This window comes from Ramlibacter alkalitolerans, from assembly GCF_016722765.1.
GTDB classification, from domain to species: domain Bacteria; phylum Pseudomonadota; class Gammaproteobacteria; order Burkholderiales; family Burkholderiaceae_C; genus Ramlibacter; species Ramlibacter alkalitolerans.
In genome coordinates this window covers 195,226-210,263 of the sequence record NZ_JAEQND010000012.1, presented here as the reverse complement: position 1 = coordinate 210,263, position 15,038 = coordinate 195,226, and the positions used below count along the sequence as shown (strand labels likewise).

The following is a 15,038-nucleotide window of genomic DNA, read 5'->3' as shown; positions in this document are numbered from 1 at the left end:
TCTCTGTACACGCAGGAGCAGCTAGACCAGGTCGCCAGAAAGCTCAATACACGTCCCAGAGAGACTTTGGGATTCGAGTCACCAGCCGAAAGGCTGGCAGCCACCGTTGCATTGACCGGTTGAAACCGCCCCCCGCCTTCGCGGGGATGACGGACACAACGCCGGGCATGACCGTCACAACTGCCGGTAAACCGACTCCGCCAGCACCAGCATCGTCGGCCGCGGCAGCTTGCCCGAGATGGCGTAGCCGAAGCCGTTCTCGACCCAGTAGAAGCTGGCCACCCCCGCCTCGTGGGTGAAGCGGAACGCCGCCTCGCCCATGCCCTTGCCGGCGGCGCCTTCGACCGCGCCGACGTAGAGCGTCACGCGTTCGCCGCTGGCGTTCTGGTACATGAACTGCGCCCGGGCGCCGCTGTCACCGGGCAGCAGGCGGCCGCCCACGAGCTCGTAGCCGGCGGGCGTGAGCGTCGGCAGCTTCAGTGGTCGGTTCAGGCGCTTGGAGAGCCACTGCACCAGGTGCTGCTGCTGCGCGGCCTCGACTTCGACCGGATGGCGCACCTCGGGCACGTACACCGAATGCGCGAGCACGGCCTGGTGCACGAACTGCCCGCCCACGCGGGAACCCGTGGCCACCGTGGTGGCGCGTTCCTGCCACTGGAAGTGGCCGGCCCAGCCGGCGAGGAAGGCGACCAGGATCGCCGCCGCCATGCCGCCCCAGCGTTGCCAGCGGGCGAAGCGGCTGCTGCGGTGATCGAGCATCTGCGCGGCCTGCAGCAGGTGCGCCGGCACCGGTTCCCGCAGCACGTCGGCGTGGAGGTCGCGCAGGGCGAGCCGCTGCGCCTTCCAGGCATGGACCTGGTGCGCCAGCGCCGGATCGCCGGCGAGGCGGGCTTCCACCGCGGCGTGCCGCAGCGGATCGAGCCGGCCGTCGACATAGGCGTGCAGTTCGGGGTCTTCCGACATCGGGAAGTTGCTGTCCTTCATGGTCGTTCCATCACTTCAGGCGGCGCAGCGCCGGGCTGCGGGCGGCCACCGCGGCACCGCCCTCCATCAGCTCGCGCAGCCGGCTGCGTGCGCGCGACAGGCGCGACATCACGGTGCCCATGGGCACCCCGGTGATGCGCGCGACATCCTCGTAGCGCAGATCCTGCAGGGTGACCAGCAGCAGCACCTCGCGCTGTTCGGGCGGCAGCCGCAGCAGGCAGCGTTGCAGGTCGAGCGTGTGCTCGGGCGTCTGGGCGGGGGCGGCGAGCTCGCCCGCCACCTCGTCGAGGTCGACGCGCTGGCCTCCCTGGCGCATGGCCCGGCGCGCGCCGTCGACGAACAGGTTGTGCATCAGCGTGAACAGCCAGGCCCGCAGGTCGCTGCCGGCGGACCAGAGCTGCCAGCGTTCGCAGGCACGTTCCAGCGTGTCCTGCACCAGGTCGTCGGCCGCCCAGCCATCGCCCGTGAGCGAGCGGGCGTAGCGCCGCAGGTCCGGGATGTGGCCGACGAGGCTGTGGGCCGCCGCGGGAGTGTTCATCCCCGGGCCCGCGCGATCACGGAAATGCGGCGCATCGGTTCCGGCACTCAGGGACGGGCGAGCCGCCACACGTTGTTCACGTTGTCGCCCGTGCGGTCGCCGGGCTTGGTGTCCTTGGCCCAGAAGTACACCGGCTTGCCCTTGTACGCCCACTGGCGGGTGCCGTCGTCGCGCACCACGATGCTCCAGTCGCCCGAGGCCATGTCACCGGCCTTGGCCATCAAGGGCGGCCAGTTCGTCGCGCAGGGGCCGTTGCACACCGACTTGCCGGCACCCATGGTGTCGCGGTCGAAGGTATACAGCGTCATGCCGTTCGGGCCGACGAACACGCCGTCCGCCACCTTGGCAGGTGCGGGATGCGACATGGACATCGAGGACATCGAGCCGCAGGCGGCCAGCAGCGTGGCGCAGGCCAGCGGAGCGAAGAGGGAGGCAAGGCGCATGGTCGTTCTCCTGGTTGTGTTTTCACCTTGATGAACGTCGCCGCGCCCCGGTTTATTCCTGCACCGCGGCGAAAGGGCGCCTCAGCGGTGACGCTCCTTCATCGCCCGCTCGACTTCGCGCTTGCCTTCGCGTTCCTTGATCGTGTCGCGCTTGTCGTGCGTCGCCTTGCCCTTGGCCAGCGCGATCTCGATCTTGGCGCGGCCGTTCTTCCAGTACAGCTGTATCGGCACGAGGGTGTGCCCCTTCTGTTCCACCTTGCCGATCAGCCGCCGGATCTCGTCCTTGTGCATCAGCAGCTTCTTGGTGCGCGCCGCCTCCGGCTTCACGTGGGTGGAGGCCGTCTTGAGCGGATTGATCTGGCAGCCGATGAGGAACAGCTCGCCGTCGCGGATCACGACGTAGCCGTCGGTGAGCTGCGCCTTGCCCTCGCGCAGGGCCTTCACTTCCCAGCCTTCGAGCACGAGCCCCGCCTCGAACCGCTCCTCGAAGAAGTAGTTGAAGGCGGCCTTCTTGTTGTCTGCGATGCGCGCGGGAGATTCTTTTTTTGTGGCCATGAACTGACAGATGGGGCACGCCGGGCCTCTCTACAATGCCGGGCGGGCCCGCAATTCTCCATGAAAACCATCCACAAGTCCGTGCTGATCTGGTACAGCGCCGAAGAGATGTTCGCGCTCGTCACCGACGTCGCGAAGTACTGCGAGTTCCTGCCCTGGTGCGACCGCTCGCGCGTGGTGGCGCTGGAGCCCGATGGCATGAAGGCCGAAATGGGCCTGGCCTTCGGCGGCATCCACCAGACCTTCACCACCCGCAACACGCACGTGCCGGGGCGCGAGGTGCGCATCAAGCTGGTGGACGGGCCGTTCTCCAACCTCGATGGCAACTGGAAGTTCCAGCCCCTGGGCCAGGCCGGCCAGCGCGCCTGCAAGGTCACGCTGGAGATGACGTACAGCTTCAAGAGCGCGGCGCTGTCCGCCGTGGTCGGCCCCGTGTTCGACAAGATCGCGGGCAGCCTGGTGGACGCCTTCGTCAAGCGCGCCGAACAGGTCTACGGCTGATGCCCCGCGTGCTGGTGTGCTGGTCGCCGGCACCGCGCGAGGTGCTGGAGTGGCCCCTCGACTTGCCCGAAGGCAGCACGGTGGCCGACGCGGTGCGTGCGAGCGGCTTCGCAGCGGCCGCCGGCGGCGCGCAGCCGGGCGAGGGCGATCTGGGGCTCTGGGGCCGCCATTGCACCGCGCAGCAGCCGGTGCGCGAAGGCGACCGCATCGAGATCTACCGCGCCCTGCGCGTGGACCCGAAGGTCGCGCGACGCGAACGCTTCCGCAAGCAGGGGGCACGGGCCGCGGGGCTGTTCGCCCAGCGGCGTCCGGGCGCGAAGCCCGGTTACTGACGATCGGCGCGGCAGTCCTGCGCGATGACCTCGCCCAGGCGACGCAGTTCGATGGCGCGGCGGGTATCGTCGATCACCTCGCGCTCGCCCTTGTCGTTCACGATCGCCATGCGCTGGCCCGATTCGATGCCGGCCTTGGCCGAGCGCGCGCGGCTGCAGTTCTCCACGCGCAGGGCGGCCACGCGGGCTTCCTCGGCCTTCTGCTTCTCGGCTTCCTCGCTCTGCGCCTTGCTGCGCCTTTCCTCCAGCACCTTGTCCTTGCCGGCCGGCTTGAGGGCCGGGTCGACGCCGGAGCGGGCGGGTGCTGCCGCCACCGGGGCAGCGGCGGCCTGCGTGGCCGGGGCCGGGGCCGCATTGCGCGCGCCCTGCTGCTTCAGGATGCGATCGGGTGCGATGTCCGCCGGCGGTGGCTGGTCGCTGAAGACGCGGTGGCCGTCCTTGTCCAGCCACTGCCATTCGGCGGACGCCGCCAGGGGCGCGAGGCACACGAGCGAGAGCAGGGCAAGCGGGACAGCTTTCATCCTTCGAGTGTAGCTCGACCACCGCGCAGCCAAGCCCGGCGCGGGGGTGACCGTGGCGTGGCAGCCCCACGCGGGCCGTGCAAAACTGCACGCGGGTACAATCCTTTTTTTGGAGCCCCCTTCCATGCGCCTTCTCGGAAAAGCGCTCACCTTCGACGACGTGTTGCTGGTGCCGGCGTTCTCCCAGGTCCTGCCCAAGGACACGTCCCTCGCGACACAGCTCTCCCGCAACATCCAGCTGAACCTGCCCCTCGTGTCCGCCGCCATGGACACGGTCACCGAGGCGCGCCTGGCCATCGCCATCGCGCAGGAAGGCGGCATGGGCATCGTGCACAAGAACCTCACGCCGCAGCAGCAGGCCGCCGAAGTGGCGCGCGTCAAGCGCTACGAATCCGGCGTGCTGCGCGATCCGGTGGTCATCACGCCGCAGCACACGGTGCGCCAGGTGCTCGCGCTGTCCGAGCAGCTCGGGATCTCCGGCTTCCCGGTGCTCGATGCCGGCCGCGTGGTGGGCATCGTCACCGGTCGCGACCTGCGCTTCGAGACGCGCTACGACGTGCCGGTGAGCCAGATCATGACCCCGCGCGACAAGCTGATCACCGTGCGCGAGGGCACCAGCCTGATCGACGCCAAGGCGCTGTTGAACAAGCACAAGCTGGAACGCCTGCTGGTGATCAACGACGCCTTCGAGCTCAAGGGCCTGATCACCGTCAAGGACATCACCAAGCAGACCAGTTTCCCCAGCGCCGCCCGCGACCCGAGCGGCCGCCTGCGCGTGGGCGCGGCCGTCGGCGTGGGCGAGGGCACCGAGGAACGCGTGGAATGCCTGGTCAAGGCCGGCGTCGACGCGATCGTGGTGGACACGGCCCACGGCCACAGCAAGGGCGTGATCGACCGCGTGCGCTGGGTCAAGCAGAACTACCCGCAGGTCGACGTGATCGGCGGCAACATCGCGACCGGCTCCGCCGCGCGCGCCCTGGTGGAAGCCGGCGCCGATGCGGTGAAGGTCGGCATCGGTCCCGGCTCGATCTGCACGACGCGCATCGTGGCGGGCGTGGGCGTGCCGCAGATCACGGCCATCGACAACGTGGCGACGGCGCTGGCCGGCACCGGCGTGCCGCTGATCGCGGACGGCGGCATCCGCTACTCCGGCGACATCGCCAAGGCCATCGCCGCCGGCGCCAGCACGGTGATGATGGGCGGCATGTTCGCCGGCACGGAGGAAGCGCCGGGCGAGATCGTCCTGTACCAGGGCCGCAGCTACAAGAGCTACCGCGGCATGGGCTCCATCGGCGCCATGCAGCAGGGCAGCGCCGACCGCTACTTCCAGGAAGCGACCAGCACCAACCCGAACACCGACAAGCTGGTGCCCGAAGGCATCGAAGGCCGGGTGCCCTACAAGGGCTCCATGGTCACGATCGTCTACCAGCTGGCCGGTGGCGTGCGGGCGGCCATGGGCTACTGCGGCTGCGCCTCGATCGAAGACCTGCGCCAGCACGCCGAATTCGTCCAGATCACGGCGGCCGGCATGCGCGAGAGCCACGTGCACGACGTGCAGATCACCAAGGAAGCGCCGAACTACCGGGCGGAATGAGGCGTGTCCGCGCGAAAAAGGCCAGACTATTCTGGCCTTTTTCTCTTCCATCGCTTAAAATCTGGCCAGAAATCCGGACCAGAACATGGCAACAGTCCCCATCCACCAGGCGAAGAGCCAGCTCTCCGAACTGATTCGGGCCGTAGAGCAGGGCGAGGAGGTGGTGCTGACCCGCCACGGCAAGCGGGTCATCCGCCTGATCAAGGAGCCGCAAGCCGAGCAGCCCAGCATCGAAGCGCGCCGGCAGGCCATCGTGGCCGAACTCGCTGCCCTGCGCGCGAAGGTCGGCACTGCGGGGCCGGGCTTCGGCCCCTTGTGGGACGAGCACAAGGCGGCGCGCGACGCACGCGGCGATGCCTGGATCGACGACCCGAAGGGCAGCGATGCTGGTCCTTGACGCGTCCGCCTTCGCGAGCTGGGTCTTTCCGGACGAAGGCGGCGACCGCGTCTCGCAAGCCCTGATCCGCGTCATGACGGAGGAGGAAAGCGCGACGAGTGCCGCCATCTTCCCCATCGAGGTCCTGCACGCGGCGGGCAAGGCGCTCGGGCGCGGGCGCTTCACCGCGTCGGCCCACCAGCACGTCCTGCGGCTCCTGAGCCGGCTTCCCGTGGCGCTGGCTCCGGTGCGCATTTCGCCGCTGGAGTTCTGGAACTGGTCGCAGTCTCTGCAACTCACCGCCTGTGACGCGGCCTACCTGAAGGTGGCGATCGACCTCCAGGCACCCCTCGTCACCATGGACCGTGCGCTGCGGCGTGCGTGCCTGCAACTCGAACACCCCGTGATCACCGACCTGGCCTGATTCCATGCAACACGACAAGATCCTCATCCTCGACTTCGGCTCCCAGGTCACGCAGCTGATCGCGCGGCGCGTGCGCGAGGCCCACGTCTATTCCGAGGTCCATCCCTGCGACGTCTCCGACGCGTGGGTGCGCGAATACGCCGCCGACGGCAGGCTCAAGGGCGTGATCCTCTCCGGCAGCCACGCCAGCGTGTACGAGGAAAGCACCGACCGCGCGCCGCACGCCGTGTTCGAACTCGGCGTGCCGGTGCTGGGCATCTGCTACGGCATGCAGACCATGGCGCAGCAGCTCGGGGGCAAGGTGGAAGCCGGGCACAAGCGCGAGTTCGGCTTCGCCGCCGTGCGTGCGCGCGGCCACACGGCGCTGCTCAAGGACATCGCGGACACCACCACGCCCGAAGGCCACGGCCTGCTGAACGTGTGGATGTCGCACGGCGACAAGGTCGTGGAGATGCCGCCGGGATTCAAGCTGATGGCGTCGACCGAGAGCTGCCCGATCGCCGGCATGGCGGACGAGGCCCGCCGCTTCTATGGCGTGCAGTTCCATCCCGAGGTCACGCACACGCTGCAGGGCAGGGCCTTGCTGGAGCGCTTCGTCCTCGGCATCTGCGCGGCCCGCCCGGACTGGGTGATGCGGGACCACATCGCCGAAGCGGTGGAAGCGATCCGCCGCCAGGTCGGCGACGAGGAGGTGATCCTGGGCTTGTCCGGCGGCGTCGATTCGTCGGTGGCCGCGGCACTCATTCATCGCGCGATCGGCGACCAGCTCACCTGCGTGTTCGTCGACCACGGCCTGCTGCGCCTCGACGAGGGCGACCTGGTGATGGAGATGTTCGCCGGCAAGCTGCACGCCAAGGTGATCCGCGTCGATGCCGCCGACCTGTTCCTCGGCCAGCTGGCCGGGGTGAGCGACCCCGAGCGCAAGCGCAAGATCATCGGCGGCCTGTTCGTCGACGTCTTCAAGGCCGAAGCCGCGAAGATCAAGGAGACGCATGCGCGCCACGTCGCCTGGCTGGCGCAGGGGACGATCTATCCGGACGTGATCGAATCCGGCGGGGCCAAGAGCAAGAAGGCCGTCACGATCAAGAGCCACCACAACGTCGGCGGCCTGCCGGAGCAACTGGGGCTCAAGCTGCTGGAGCCCTTGCGCGACCTGTTCAAGGACGAAGTGCGCGAACTGGGCGTGGCGCTGGGCCTGCCGCACGAGATGGTGTACCGCCATCCGTTCCCGGGGCCGGGGCTGGGCGTGCGCATCCTGGGCGAGGTGAAGCGCGAGTACGCGGACCTGCTGCGCCGCGCCGACGACATCTTCATCCAGGAACTGCGCAACTTCCGCGACGAGGCGAGCGGCAAGACCTGGTACGAGCTCACCAGCCAGGCCTTCACCGTGTTCCTGCCGGTCAAGAGCGTCGGCGTGATGGGCGACGGGCGCACCTACGACTACGTGGTGGCGCTGCGCGCGGTGCAGACCAGCGACTTCATGACGGCCGACTGGGCGGAGCTGCCTTATGCGCTGCTGAAGAAGGTCTCCAGCCGCATCATCAACGAGGTGCGCGGCATCAACCGCGTCACCTACGACGTGAGCAGCAAGCCGCCGGCGACGATCGAGTGGGAGTAAGGCTTGCCCGTCATTCCCGCGCAGGCGGGAATCCAGTGCTCCCGCATTTCACGCGCTGCGCGCGTGCCCTGGACCCCCGCCTGCGCGGGGGTGACAGGCTCTTCCATAATCCGCCCATGTACCAGCCGAAGCAGTTCAAGTCCGACGAACCCGCCGTCGCCGCGGAGCTGATGCGGGGCCATCCCTTCGCCAGCCTGGTCTCCAACGACGACAGCGGCTTTCCCTTCGTCACGCACCTGCCGCTGCACCTGGAGGAGCGGGACGGCCGCTTCGTGCTGCTCGGGCACGTGGCGAAGCCCAACCCGCACTGGCGTCACCTTCAGGCGCGGCCGGAGGCGCTGGTGGTCTTCATCGGCCCCCATGCCTACATGTCGCCGACGGTCTATCCCGACCTGCAGCGCGTGCCGACCTGGAACTACCTCGCGGTGCACTGCCGCGTGCGGGCGCGCTTGCTGGAAGATCCCGTCGCCAAGGACGGCTTGCTGAAGAAGCTGATCGCCGACCACGAGCCGGACTACGCAGCGCAGTGGCAGGGCCTGGGCGAGGAGTTCGCGCTCAAGATGCTGGCCGGCATCGTGGCCTTCGAGCTGGACGTGGTCGAGTGGGCCTGCAAGCTCAAGGTCAACCAGCACCGGCCCGAGGCGCACGCCCGCATGCGCGAGATCTACGCGGCCGGCAACGAGGACGAGCGCGAACTCGGGCGGTGGATGCAGCGGCTCGGGCTCGGACGAGACCCCGCGAAGTGAAACTGCCGCCCGCCGGCCCGGCGCGCGACGAGGCCTGCATGCGCGAGGCATTGGCGCAGGCGGGGCTGGCGCAGGCCGCCGGCGAAGTGCCGGTGGGCGCCGTCGTCGTGCACGGGGAGGCCATCGTCGGCCGCGGCCACAACGCGCCGGTGACGCAGCACGATCCCACCGCGCATGCCGAGATCCGCGCCTTGCGCGAGGCGGCACGCGCCCTGGGCAATTACCGGCTCGACGGCTGCGAGCTGTTCGTGACGCTGGAGCCTTGCGCGATGTGCAGCGGCGCGATGCTGCACGCGCGGCTGGCGCGCGTCGTCTTCGGCGCACCCGATCCGAAGACCGGCGCCGCCGGTTCCGTGCTGGACCTGTTCGCGCAGGCGCGCCTGAACCACCAGACGCAGGTCGTGGGTGGCGTGCTGGCGGCCGAATGCAGCGCGCTGCTGTCCGGATTCTTCCGTGCCCGCCGCCAGGAGACCCGCATGAACGCCCAGCCCTTGCGCGACGACGCGCTGCGCACGCCCGACGCCCGCTTTGCCGCGCTGCCGGACTACCCGTGGGCGCCGCACTGGCTCGACGACCTGCCCGCGCTCGCGGGCCTGCGCATGCACTACCTGGACGAGGGACCGCGCGATGCGCCGCTCACCTGGTTGTGCCTGCACGGCAATCCTTCCTGGAGCTACCTGTACCGGCGCATGATCCCGCTGTTCCTGCAGGCGGGCGGCCGCGTGCTCGCGCCCGACCTGATCGGCTTCGGCAAGAGCGACAAGCCCAAGCGCGCGTCGGCCCACAGCTTCGAGTGGCACCGGCAGGTGCTGCTCGAATTCGTGGAGCGGCTGGAGCTGGAGCAGGTGGTGCTGGTGGTGCAGGACTGGGGCGGGCTGCTCGGGCTGACGCTGCCCATGGAGGCGCCGGAGCGCTACCGGGGGCTGCTGGTCATGAACACCCTGCTGGCCACCGGCGACGCCCCGCTCAGCCCCGGCTTCCTCGCTTGGCGCGAGATGTGCGCGAAGAACCCCGGCTTCGACGTGGGGCGCCTGTTCGCACGCGGCAACCCGCACCTGTCCGCCGCCGAATGCGCGGCCTACGACGCGCCCTTCCCCGACAGCGGGCACCGCGCTGCGCTGCGCGCGTTCCCGCCCATGGTGCCGGACGGACCGGATGCCGGGGGCGCGGCCATCTCGCGGCAGGCGCGCGAGTTCCTGGCGCGGCAATGGCAGGGCCGGAGCCTGATGGCGATCGGCGCGCAGGACCCGGTGCTGGGCGTGCCGGTGATGGAGGCATTGCGATCGCAGATCCGCGGCTGCCCGGACGCCATGGTGCTGCCGCAGGCGGGCCACTTCGTGCCGGAGCACGGCGAGGCGATCGCGCGCACGGCGGTGGGATACTTCCGCCCGTGACGAACAAGCGCATCTACATCTTCTCCCCGTCCAGTGCGGTCGGCAACAAGGCCGCCGTGAAGCGCGGCATCGCCCGGCTCAAGGCCCTCGGGCACGAGGTCGAAGTCGATCCTTCGACCTTCGCGCGGCACATGCGCTTCGCCGGTGACGACGCAACGCGGCTGGCGGCGATCGAACGCGCAACGGCCAGCGGCGCGGACATCGCCATCATCACGCGCGGCGGCTACGGCCTCACGCGGCTGCTGCCGATGCTGCCCTACAAGGCGATCGCCAAGGCGATCGACCGCGGCACGCAGTTCGTGGGCCTGAGCGACTTCACCGCGTTCCAGAATGCCGTGCTGGTGGAGACCGGCCGCGTGACGTGGTCGGGGCCGGCGGTGGGCGAGGACTTCGGCGTCGAAGCGGAGCCCGACGAGATCATGCAGGCCTGCTTCGAGGACCTGGTGGCGGGGCAGGGCGAGGGCACGGGCTGGCAGCTGCCGCGCGCCGAAGCCTTCGGCGAGCCGCTGCAGGCCAAGGGCGTGCTGTGGGGCGGCAACCTGGCGATCGTCTCGGCGCTCGCCGGCACGCCGTGGCTGCCGAAGGTGAAGGGCGGCATCCTGTTCCTCGAGGACGTGCACGAACATCCGTACCGCATCGAGCGCATGCTCACGCAGCTGCTCTACACCGGCGTGCTGCAGCAGCAGAAGGCGATCGTGCTGGGGCACTTCACGAACTGGGTCCCGGTCCCCCACGACAAGGGGTTCCGCCTGAACACCGTGATCGAGTGGCTGCGCAGCCAGGTCAAGGCGCCGGTGCTCACGGGCCTGCCCTTCGGCCACGTCCCGACCAAGGTCTGCCTGCCGGTGGGAGCGAAGGTCACGCTGGCGGCGGAGGGGCGCGATGCGTTCCTGCTCTGGGGGCACATGCACTGAAAATTAAAAAAAGCGCGGGAGCCCCGCGCTTTCGGAATGTAGCTGCGACGCCTCAGCCCATCAGCGGGCTCGGGCGCGAGTTGAGGCTGCCGGGCAGCATGCCCTGGAACATCTGCGTGATCTGCTGCACCTGCTCGCGGGCGGCGGACTCGCCGAGCGTGGTGGCCAGGGCGGCCATCAGGTCGCCGCGCAGGTACCAGAGCGCCTGGATGTCGTTGGCATAGCGGATGCGGCGGGTGACGTTGGCGAACTGCTTGGTGGCGCCTTCGCCCAGCAGTTCGAGCATCGCCTCACGGATGTCCTCCGTCTTGTTTTCCAGGATGGAATCGCTCGGGGCCCCCGAGTTGCCCAGGAGACCGTAGACACTGTTTCGCAGACCGCCTTTGAACCAACGCATTTCGACATGTCCCCAGCCGCACAGAGAGATCGCCACCAAGGACCGAAATTATTCCCAATGGGGCCCGGTGGCAAGACCTAATCGTGCCGCATTTCACGAAAGGCCACGTTCTGAGGACCTTTCGTGTAAACCGGAACGGTCGCGCTGGCAAGTGATCCATTCACGCGACACTTCGCACTACAACGAGAGTATGCACCAGGCCCGCAGGCCTCGGCTTGCGGCGGATCAGTCGGCGGCCTGGGGCGTGCGGACCGCCAGCACCGGCACCGGCGCCAGGCGCAAGACCTGCTCGGCGCCGCTTCCCAGCAGGATGCGGCTCATGCCGCGCCGGCCGTGCGTGCCGACGACCACCAGGTCGGCTTCCCAGTCCCGGGCTTCCTGCGCCACCAGTTCGCCGAGCCTGCGGCCGGCCGCTTCGACCAGCCTGCTGTCGGCCGGGACGGCGGCGGACTTCGCCATCGCCTGGGCGTCTTCCAGCACGCGCGAACCCTGGTCGCGGGCCGCCTTGAGCAGGTCCGCGCTGTATTCGTAGCCGGACAGGTAGGCCAGTTCGTCCAGTGCATGGACCAGCCGGACGCGGCCGCCGGTCTCGCGCGCCATCTGCAGGGCGGCGACCAAGGCACGGGTGGAGGTTTCGCTGCCATCCACCGGGACGAGAATGCGCTTGTACATACGGGCTCCTTGGGGGCGGGGGTCTGCCCACTCATCTTGGACGCTTTGCAGCCAAGTCCCTTGCGCCGCATCAACTCGAAGCCGCACGGATGCCTAGGACGATTCCTAGCCGGCCTCGGTGCGCGCCCCAGGCGGATTCGGACTCGTCCGAGCCGGCAATTCAGCCGTTGCCGATGGTCCGCGCGGGGCGCAGGCGCGATAGTCACGCCATGGATTCGAACGGCTCCCTCAAGGTGTTCCTCGCGGACGACTCGCAGCAGATCCGCCAGCGGGTGAACGCGCTGCTCGCCGGCGCGCAGATGGACATCGTGGGCGAAGGCGCCACGCCGGACTCGTGCATCGAAGGCATCCTCCATTCGCAGCCCGACGTCGTCGTGCTCGACGTGCAGCTCGAAGGCGGCACGGGCCTGCAGGTGCTCAAGGCGGTGAAGTCGCAGGACCCCGCTGTCGCCTTCGTGGTGTTCAGCAACAACTCCGCACCCGCGTACCGCAAGCGCTACCTCGGCGAAGGCGCCGTGCGCTTCCTCGACAAGAGCACCGAGTTCGACCAGCTCGCCCAGGCCGTGGCCACCGCCGGCCGCCGCGTCCACTGAGGCGACAGAACACAAGAGAATGAAAGAGGGCACCACCATGCAGACCGCCACCCCGACCCCTGCCGAACGGACCGTCACCGCCACCATGCAGGTCCTTCCCCGCACCCTCACGGTGGCCAGGGCCGACGCCGCCCCGGCGCCGATCAAGACCCTCTGCTCCACCTGCCACCTGAAGGACCTGTGCCTGCCTTGCGGCCTGACGGGCAGCGACGTGGAACGCCTCGACAGCCTCATGTTCGCCCGCCGCCGCGTCAAGGAAGGCCAGGCGCTGTACCACGAAGGCGAGAAGTTCCAGTTCATCTATGCCGTGCGCAGCGGCACGTTCAAGTCGGTGCTGACGCTCAAGGACGGCCGCGAGCAGGTCACCGGCTTCCAGATGGCCGGCGAGCTGATGGGCCTCGACGGCCTCGCCTCGGGCAAGCACGCGAGCGCCGCCGTGGCCCTGGAAGACGCCGAGATCTGCGCCATCCCCTACTCGCACCTGAGCGAGCTGGCCACCGTCAGCCCCGACCTGCAGCACGTGATCTCGCGCCTCATGAGCCGCGAGATCGTGCGCGAGCACAGCCTGATGATGCTGCTCGGCTCCATGAATGCCGAGGAGCGCCTGGCCGCCTTCCTGCTGAACATCTCCCAGCGCATGAAGGCCCGCGGCTACTCGGCCACCGAATTCCACCTGCGCATGTCGCGTGCCGAGATCGGCAGCTACCTGGGCATGAAGCTGGAAACCGTCAGCCGCACCTTCTCGGCCTTCCAGCAGCAGCGGCTGCTCGAGGTGGACAAGAAGCACGTGCGCATCGTCGATCTCGACGGCCTCACGCACGCCTTCGAGATGCGCGTGCAGTAAGGCGCTTCTTCAGTCCTGCAAGTACCCGCGAACGCCCTCGGCCAGCCATGGTCCGAGGGCGATGGCATTGGTGGGGTGCGGGATGGTGTCGCAGCTGACGATGCGGCGCGCGCCCGCGCGGTGCAGCAGGTCCAGCCCGGCCTGGTCCAGCAAGGCATGGACGGCGATGCACAGCGGCTGGCCCCAGCCGGCGTCGCGCACGACCTCGGCCGCGGTGGCCAGCGTGTGGCCGCTCGAAGCGATGTCGTCCAGCAGCACCGGCACGCGGCCTTCGCAGCGGGCGCCGGGCGGCATGCGCACCTGCACGTCGCGGTCGCCGCGCCGCTCCTTGGTCATGATCACGTAGGGCACGTCCAGGCGGCCGGCCACGTCGGCCACCCACTGCTCGCTTTCGCTGTCGGGCCCCACGAGCAGGGGTTGCGGCACCTCGCGGACCAGCCACTGCGCGATCGCCGGCGCGGCGGCCACCACCTTGCTGCGCACGGTGTAGATCTGGTCCAGCGACGCCATGCGATGCAGGTGCGGATCGACCGTCACCAGGAAATCGACCGTGGCCGACAGCACCCGGGCATAGGTGCGCGAGGTGATGGCTTCGCCCGGCCGGAAACGCTCGTCCTGCCGCATGTAAGGCAGGTAGGGGGCGACGAGGCCGATCTCCGCCGCGCCGAGGTCGCGCGCGGCGTCGGCGGCGAACAGCAGCTCCAGCGTCTTCTCGTCAGGGTGGTCGAGGTGCGCGGCGAGCAGCACGCGCTGGCCTTCCACCCCGGTGCGCAGCCGCACCAGGCCCTCCCCGTCGGGGAAGCGATGAACCTCCAGCATGCTGGCCGGGCAGTGCAGCAGCGAGGCCAGGGTCTGCGCCAGGTTCTCGGCGCCGGGCAGGGCCAGGATCATCGTGTTCATGGGCCTGCCTAGGGTACCTCAGGCCGCGCTCCGCCGGTCGGTCGCACGCGCAGGAGCCCTGGCACGGTGCCCGTTGACGCAGCGCAAGGCTCCTGCCGCGCCGCCGCCGAAGAATCGCTGCTGCGCAAGGAAAGGAACAGGCACATGGACAGCATGCTGGTGGTGGTCTATTCGGAGACCGGCCTGGCGCGGGACGTCGCCGCGCAACTGCACGCGGAGCATGGCTGGCCCGTGGGCGAGATCCACGACCTGCGCTCCCACCCCGAAACGCCGGGCGTGCTGCGGCCGCTGCTCGATTCGCTGCTGCACCGCGGTGCGCCGATCTCCTACCAGGGCCCCGACCCGGGCGACTTCCGCACCGTCGTGATCGTCACACCGATGCTCGCGGGGCACGTGCCGGCCGCGATGCGCGCCTTCCTCGGCCATCACCGCGAGCAGTTGCGCCGCGTCGCCATCATCTCGATCCTGAAGTCGGACGACGCGGTGAGTGCGGTGCCGGAGGTCGCGCAGCTGCTGGGGCATGCCCCGATCCACAACGCGACGCTCACGGCCGCCGAGCTCGAGCGCGGCAGCGTGGCGGCCGTGCGCGAATTCGGCGCCTTCCTGCAGCCGCGCAGCACGGCGCTGCAGTTCCCGGCCACCGGGCTGTCGGCGGCCTGAAGAAAGGGAAGGGGCCGGCGCGCCCGCCGGCC

20 protein-coding genes and 1 pseudogene are annotated in these 15,038 nt (G+C 69.4%); 13 read left to right on the top strand and 8 right to left on the bottom strand.

Annotated elements, in window-relative coordinates; translation table 11 throughout:
• Positions 1-123 (top strand): annotated as a pseudogene (locus JI746_RS28430) (IS30 family transposase); the annotation flags it as partial.
• A gap of 51 nt (positions 124-174) precedes the next feature.
• Here JI746_RS28430 and JI746_RS21230 read toward each other — a convergent pair.
• From JI746_RS21230 to smpB, 4 genes are all read right to left on the bottom strand, one after another.
• Positions 175-984: an anti-sigma factor family protein gene (locus JI746_RS21230; RefSeq protein ID WP_201692278.1), complete on the bottom strand. Its 810-nt coding sequence runs from the start codon at positions 982-984 to the stop codon at positions 175-177.
• 10 nt (positions 985-994) lie between these two features.
• Complete coding sequence (locus JI746_RS21225; protein WP_201692277.1) at positions 995-1,522, bottom strand: RNA polymerase sigma factor; 528 nt, start codon at positions 1,520-1,522, stop codon at positions 995-997.
• Between the two features lie 47 nt (positions 1,523-1,569).
• Positions 1,570-1,965 carry a COG4315 family predicted lipoprotein gene (locus JI746_RS21220; protein ID WP_201692276.1) on the bottom strand — a complete coding sequence of 132 codons (396 nt, stop codon included), beginning with the start codon at positions 1,963-1,965 and terminating at the stop codon, positions 1,570-1,572.
• Between the two features lie 81 nt (positions 1,966-2,046).
• Positions 2,047-2,520, bottom strand: coding sequence for an SsrA-binding protein SmpB (gene smpB, locus JI746_RS21215; protein WP_201692275.1), 474 nt, complete (start codon positions 2,518-2,520; stop codon positions 2,047-2,049).
• Between the two features lie 60 nt (positions 2,521-2,580).
• Here smpB and JI746_RS21210 point away from each other — a divergent pair, with 60 nt between their 5' ends.
• Both JI746_RS21210 and JI746_RS21205 read left to right on the top strand, forming a co-directional pair.
• On the top strand, positions 2,581-3,021 hold the full coding sequence (locus JI746_RS21210; protein ID WP_201692274.1) for a type II toxin-antitoxin system RatA family toxin: 441 nt from the start codon (positions 2,581-2,583) through the stop codon (positions 3,019-3,021).
• Positions 3,021-3,353: an RnfH family protein gene (locus JI746_RS21205; protein WP_201692273.1), complete on the top strand. Its 333-nt coding sequence runs from the start codon at positions 3,021-3,023 to the stop codon at positions 3,351-3,353. Before JI746_RS21210 ends, JI746_RS21205 begins: the two co-directional genes overlap by 1 nt.
• Here JI746_RS21205 and JI746_RS21200 read toward each other — a convergent pair.
• Positions 3,347-3,874 (bottom strand): DUF4124 domain-containing protein, encoded by a 528-nt coding sequence (locus JI746_RS21200; protein WP_201692272.1) that lies wholly within the window; start codon positions 3,872-3,874, stop codon positions 3,347-3,349. The genes JI746_RS21205 and JI746_RS21200 overlap by 7 nt on opposite strands.
• A gap of 124 nt (positions 3,875-3,998) precedes the next feature.
• Between JI746_RS21200 and guaB the strand changes: the two genes are divergently transcribed.
• The 7 genes from guaB to JI746_RS21165 all read left to right on the top strand — a co-directional run bounded on the left by guaB (position 3,999) and on the right by JI746_RS21165 (position 10,940).
• The gene (gene guaB / locus JI746_RS21195; protein ID WP_201692271.1) at positions 3,999-5,468 is read left to right on the top strand and encodes an IMP dehydrogenase; all 1,470 of its coding nucleotides are present in this window, start codon (positions 3,999-4,001) and stop codon (positions 5,466-5,468) included.
• Between the two features lie 85 nt (positions 5,469-5,553).
• The gene (locus JI746_RS21190) at positions 5,554-5,865 is read left to right on the top strand and encodes a type II toxin-antitoxin system Phd/YefM family antitoxin (protein ID WP_201692270.1); all 312 of its coding nucleotides are present in this window, start codon (positions 5,554-5,556) and stop codon (positions 5,863-5,865) included.
• Positions 5,852-6,268 carry a type II toxin-antitoxin system VapC family toxin gene (locus JI746_RS21185; protein WP_201692269.1) on the top strand — a complete coding sequence of 139 codons (417 nt, stop codon included), beginning with the start codon at positions 5,852-5,854 and terminating at the stop codon, positions 6,266-6,268. Before JI746_RS21190 ends, JI746_RS21185 begins: the two co-directional genes overlap by 14 nt.
• A gap of 4 nt (positions 6,269-6,272) precedes the next feature.
• Positions 6,273-7,886, top strand: a complete 1,614-nt coding sequence (gene guaA / locus JI746_RS21180; RefSeq protein ID WP_201692268.1) for a glutamine-hydrolyzing GMP synthase — start codon at positions 6,273-6,275, stop codon at positions 7,884-7,886.
• A 116-nt stretch (positions 7,887-8,002) separates the two neighbouring features.
• Positions 8,003-8,632: an FMN-binding negative transcriptional regulator gene (locus tag JI746_RS21175; RefSeq protein WP_201692267.1), complete on the top strand. Its 630-nt coding sequence runs from the start codon at positions 8,003-8,005 to the stop codon at positions 8,630-8,632.
• On the top strand, positions 8,629-10,026 hold the full coding sequence (gene tadA / locus JI746_RS21170) for a tRNA adenosine(34) deaminase TadA (protein WP_330893052.1): 1,398 nt from the start codon (positions 8,629-8,631) through the stop codon (positions 10,024-10,026). The genes JI746_RS21175 and tadA overlap by 4 nt, the downstream gene beginning before the upstream one ends.
• Complete coding sequence (locus tag JI746_RS21165; RefSeq protein WP_330893051.1) at positions 10,023-10,940, top strand: LD-carboxypeptidase; 918 nt, start codon at positions 10,023-10,025, stop codon at positions 10,938-10,940. The genes tadA and JI746_RS21165 overlap by 4 nt, the downstream gene beginning before the upstream one ends.
• A 52-nt stretch (positions 10,941-10,992) precedes the next feature.
• Here JI746_RS21165 and JI746_RS21160 read toward each other — a convergent pair whose 3' ends face one another.
• Entirely contained in the window at positions 10,993-11,337 is a 345-nt protein-coding gene (locus tag JI746_RS21160) for a hypothetical protein (RefSeq protein ID WP_201692266.1), read from the bottom strand.
• A 225-nt stretch (positions 11,338-11,562) separates the two neighbouring features.
• Positions 11,563-12,009, bottom strand: a complete 447-nt coding sequence (locus JI746_RS21155) for a universal stress protein (protein WP_201692265.1) — start codon at positions 12,007-12,009, stop codon at positions 11,563-11,565.
• 209 nt (positions 12,010-12,218) lie between these two features.
• On the opposite strand from JI746_RS21155, the gene JI746_RS21150 reads away from it, so the two are divergent.
• Positions 12,219-12,602 carry a response regulator gene (locus JI746_RS21150; protein WP_201692264.1) on the top strand — a complete coding sequence of 128 codons (384 nt, stop codon included), beginning with the start codon at positions 12,219-12,221 and terminating at the stop codon, positions 12,600-12,602.
• Positions 12,603-12,687: 85 nt separating this feature from the next.
• Positions 12,688-13,446 (top strand): fumarate/nitrate reduction transcriptional regulator Fnr, encoded by a 759-nt coding sequence (fnr, locus tag JI746_RS21145; RefSeq protein ID WP_236600031.1) that lies wholly within the window; start codon positions 12,688-12,690, stop codon positions 13,444-13,446.
• Positions 13,447-13,455: 9 nt separating this feature from the next.
• Here fnr and JI746_RS21140 read toward each other — a convergent pair whose 3' ends face one another.
• Positions 13,456-14,346: a ribose-phosphate pyrophosphokinase gene (locus tag JI746_RS21140; protein ID WP_201692262.1), complete on the bottom strand. Its 891-nt coding sequence runs from the start codon at positions 14,344-14,346 to the stop codon at positions 13,456-13,458.
• Between the two features lie 144 nt (positions 14,347-14,490).
• On the opposite strand from JI746_RS21140, the gene JI746_RS21135 reads away from it, so the two are divergent.
• Positions 14,491-15,006 carry a flavodoxin gene (locus tag JI746_RS21135; RefSeq protein ID WP_201692261.1) on the top strand — a complete coding sequence of 172 codons (516 nt, stop codon included), beginning with the start codon at positions 14,491-14,493 and terminating at the stop codon, positions 15,004-15,006.
• The last annotated feature ends 32 nt before the right edge of the window (positions 15,007-15,038 follow it).

Bases quoted from the DNA above. Each gene is read 5' to 3' on its own strand.
- JI746_RS21230 (WP_201692278.1), bottom strand. From the start codon at position 984: ATGAAGGACAGCAACTTCCCGATGTCGGAAGACCCCGAACTGCACGCC.
- JI746_RS21225 (WP_201692277.1), bottom strand. From the start codon at position 1,522: ATGAACACTCCCGCGGCGGCCCACAGCCTCGTCGGCCACATCCCGGAC.
- JI746_RS21220 (WP_201692276.1), bottom strand. From the start codon at position 1,965: ATGCGCCTTGCCTCCCTCTTCGCTCCGCTGGCCTGCGCCACGCTGCTG.
- smpB (WP_201692275.1), bottom strand. From the start codon at position 2,520: ATGGCCACAAAAAAAGAATCTCCCGCGCGCATCGCAGACAACAAGAAG.
- JI746_RS21210 (WP_201692274.1), top strand. From the start codon at position 2,581: ATGAAAACCATCCACAAGTCCGTGCTGATCTGGTACAGCGCCGAAGAG.
- JI746_RS21205 (WP_201692273.1), top strand. From the start codon at position 3,021: ATGCCCCGCGTGCTGGTGTGCTGGTCGCCGGCACCGCGCGAGGTGCTG.
- JI746_RS21200 (WP_201692272.1), bottom strand. From the start codon at position 3,874: ATGAAAGCTGTCCCGCTTGCCCTGCTCTCGCTCGTGTGCCTCGCGCCC.
- guaB (WP_201692271.1), top strand. From the start codon at position 3,999: ATGCGCCTTCTCGGAAAAGCGCTCACCTTCGACGACGTGTTGCTGGTG.
- JI746_RS21190 (WP_201692270.1), top strand. From the start codon at position 5,554: ATGGCAACAGTCCCCATCCACCAGGCGAAGAGCCAGCTCTCCGAACTG.
- JI746_RS21185 (WP_201692269.1), top strand. From the start codon at position 5,852: ATGCTGGTCCTTGACGCGTCCGCCTTCGCGAGCTGGGTCTTTCCGGAC.
- guaA (WP_201692268.1), top strand. From the start codon at position 6,273: ATGCAACACGACAAGATCCTCATCCTCGACTTCGGCTCCCAGGTCACG.
- JI746_RS21175 (WP_201692267.1), top strand. From the start codon at position 8,003: ATGTACCAGCCGAAGCAGTTCAAGTCCGACGAACCCGCCGTCGCCGCG.
- JI746_RS21160 (WP_201692266.1), bottom strand. From the start codon at position 11,337: ATGCGTTGGTTCAAAGGCGGTCTGCGAAACAGTGTCTACGGTCTCCTG.
- JI746_RS21155 (WP_201692265.1), bottom strand. From the start codon at position 12,009: ATGTACAAGCGCATTCTCGTCCCGGTGGATGGCAGCGAAACCTCCACC.
- JI746_RS21150 (WP_201692264.1), top strand. From the start codon at position 12,219: ATGGATTCGAACGGCTCCCTCAAGGTGTTCCTCGCGGACGACTCGCAG.
- fnr (WP_236600031.1), top strand. From the start codon at position 12,688: ATGCAGGTCCTTCCCCGCACCCTCACGGTGGCCAGGGCCGACGCCGCC.
- JI746_RS21140 (WP_201692262.1), bottom strand. From the start codon at position 14,346: ATGAACACGATGATCCTGGCCCTGCCCGGCGCCGAGAACCTGGCGCAG.
- JI746_RS21135 (WP_201692261.1), top strand. From the start codon at position 14,491: ATGGACAGCATGCTGGTGGTGGTCTATTCGGAGACCGGCCTGGCGCGG.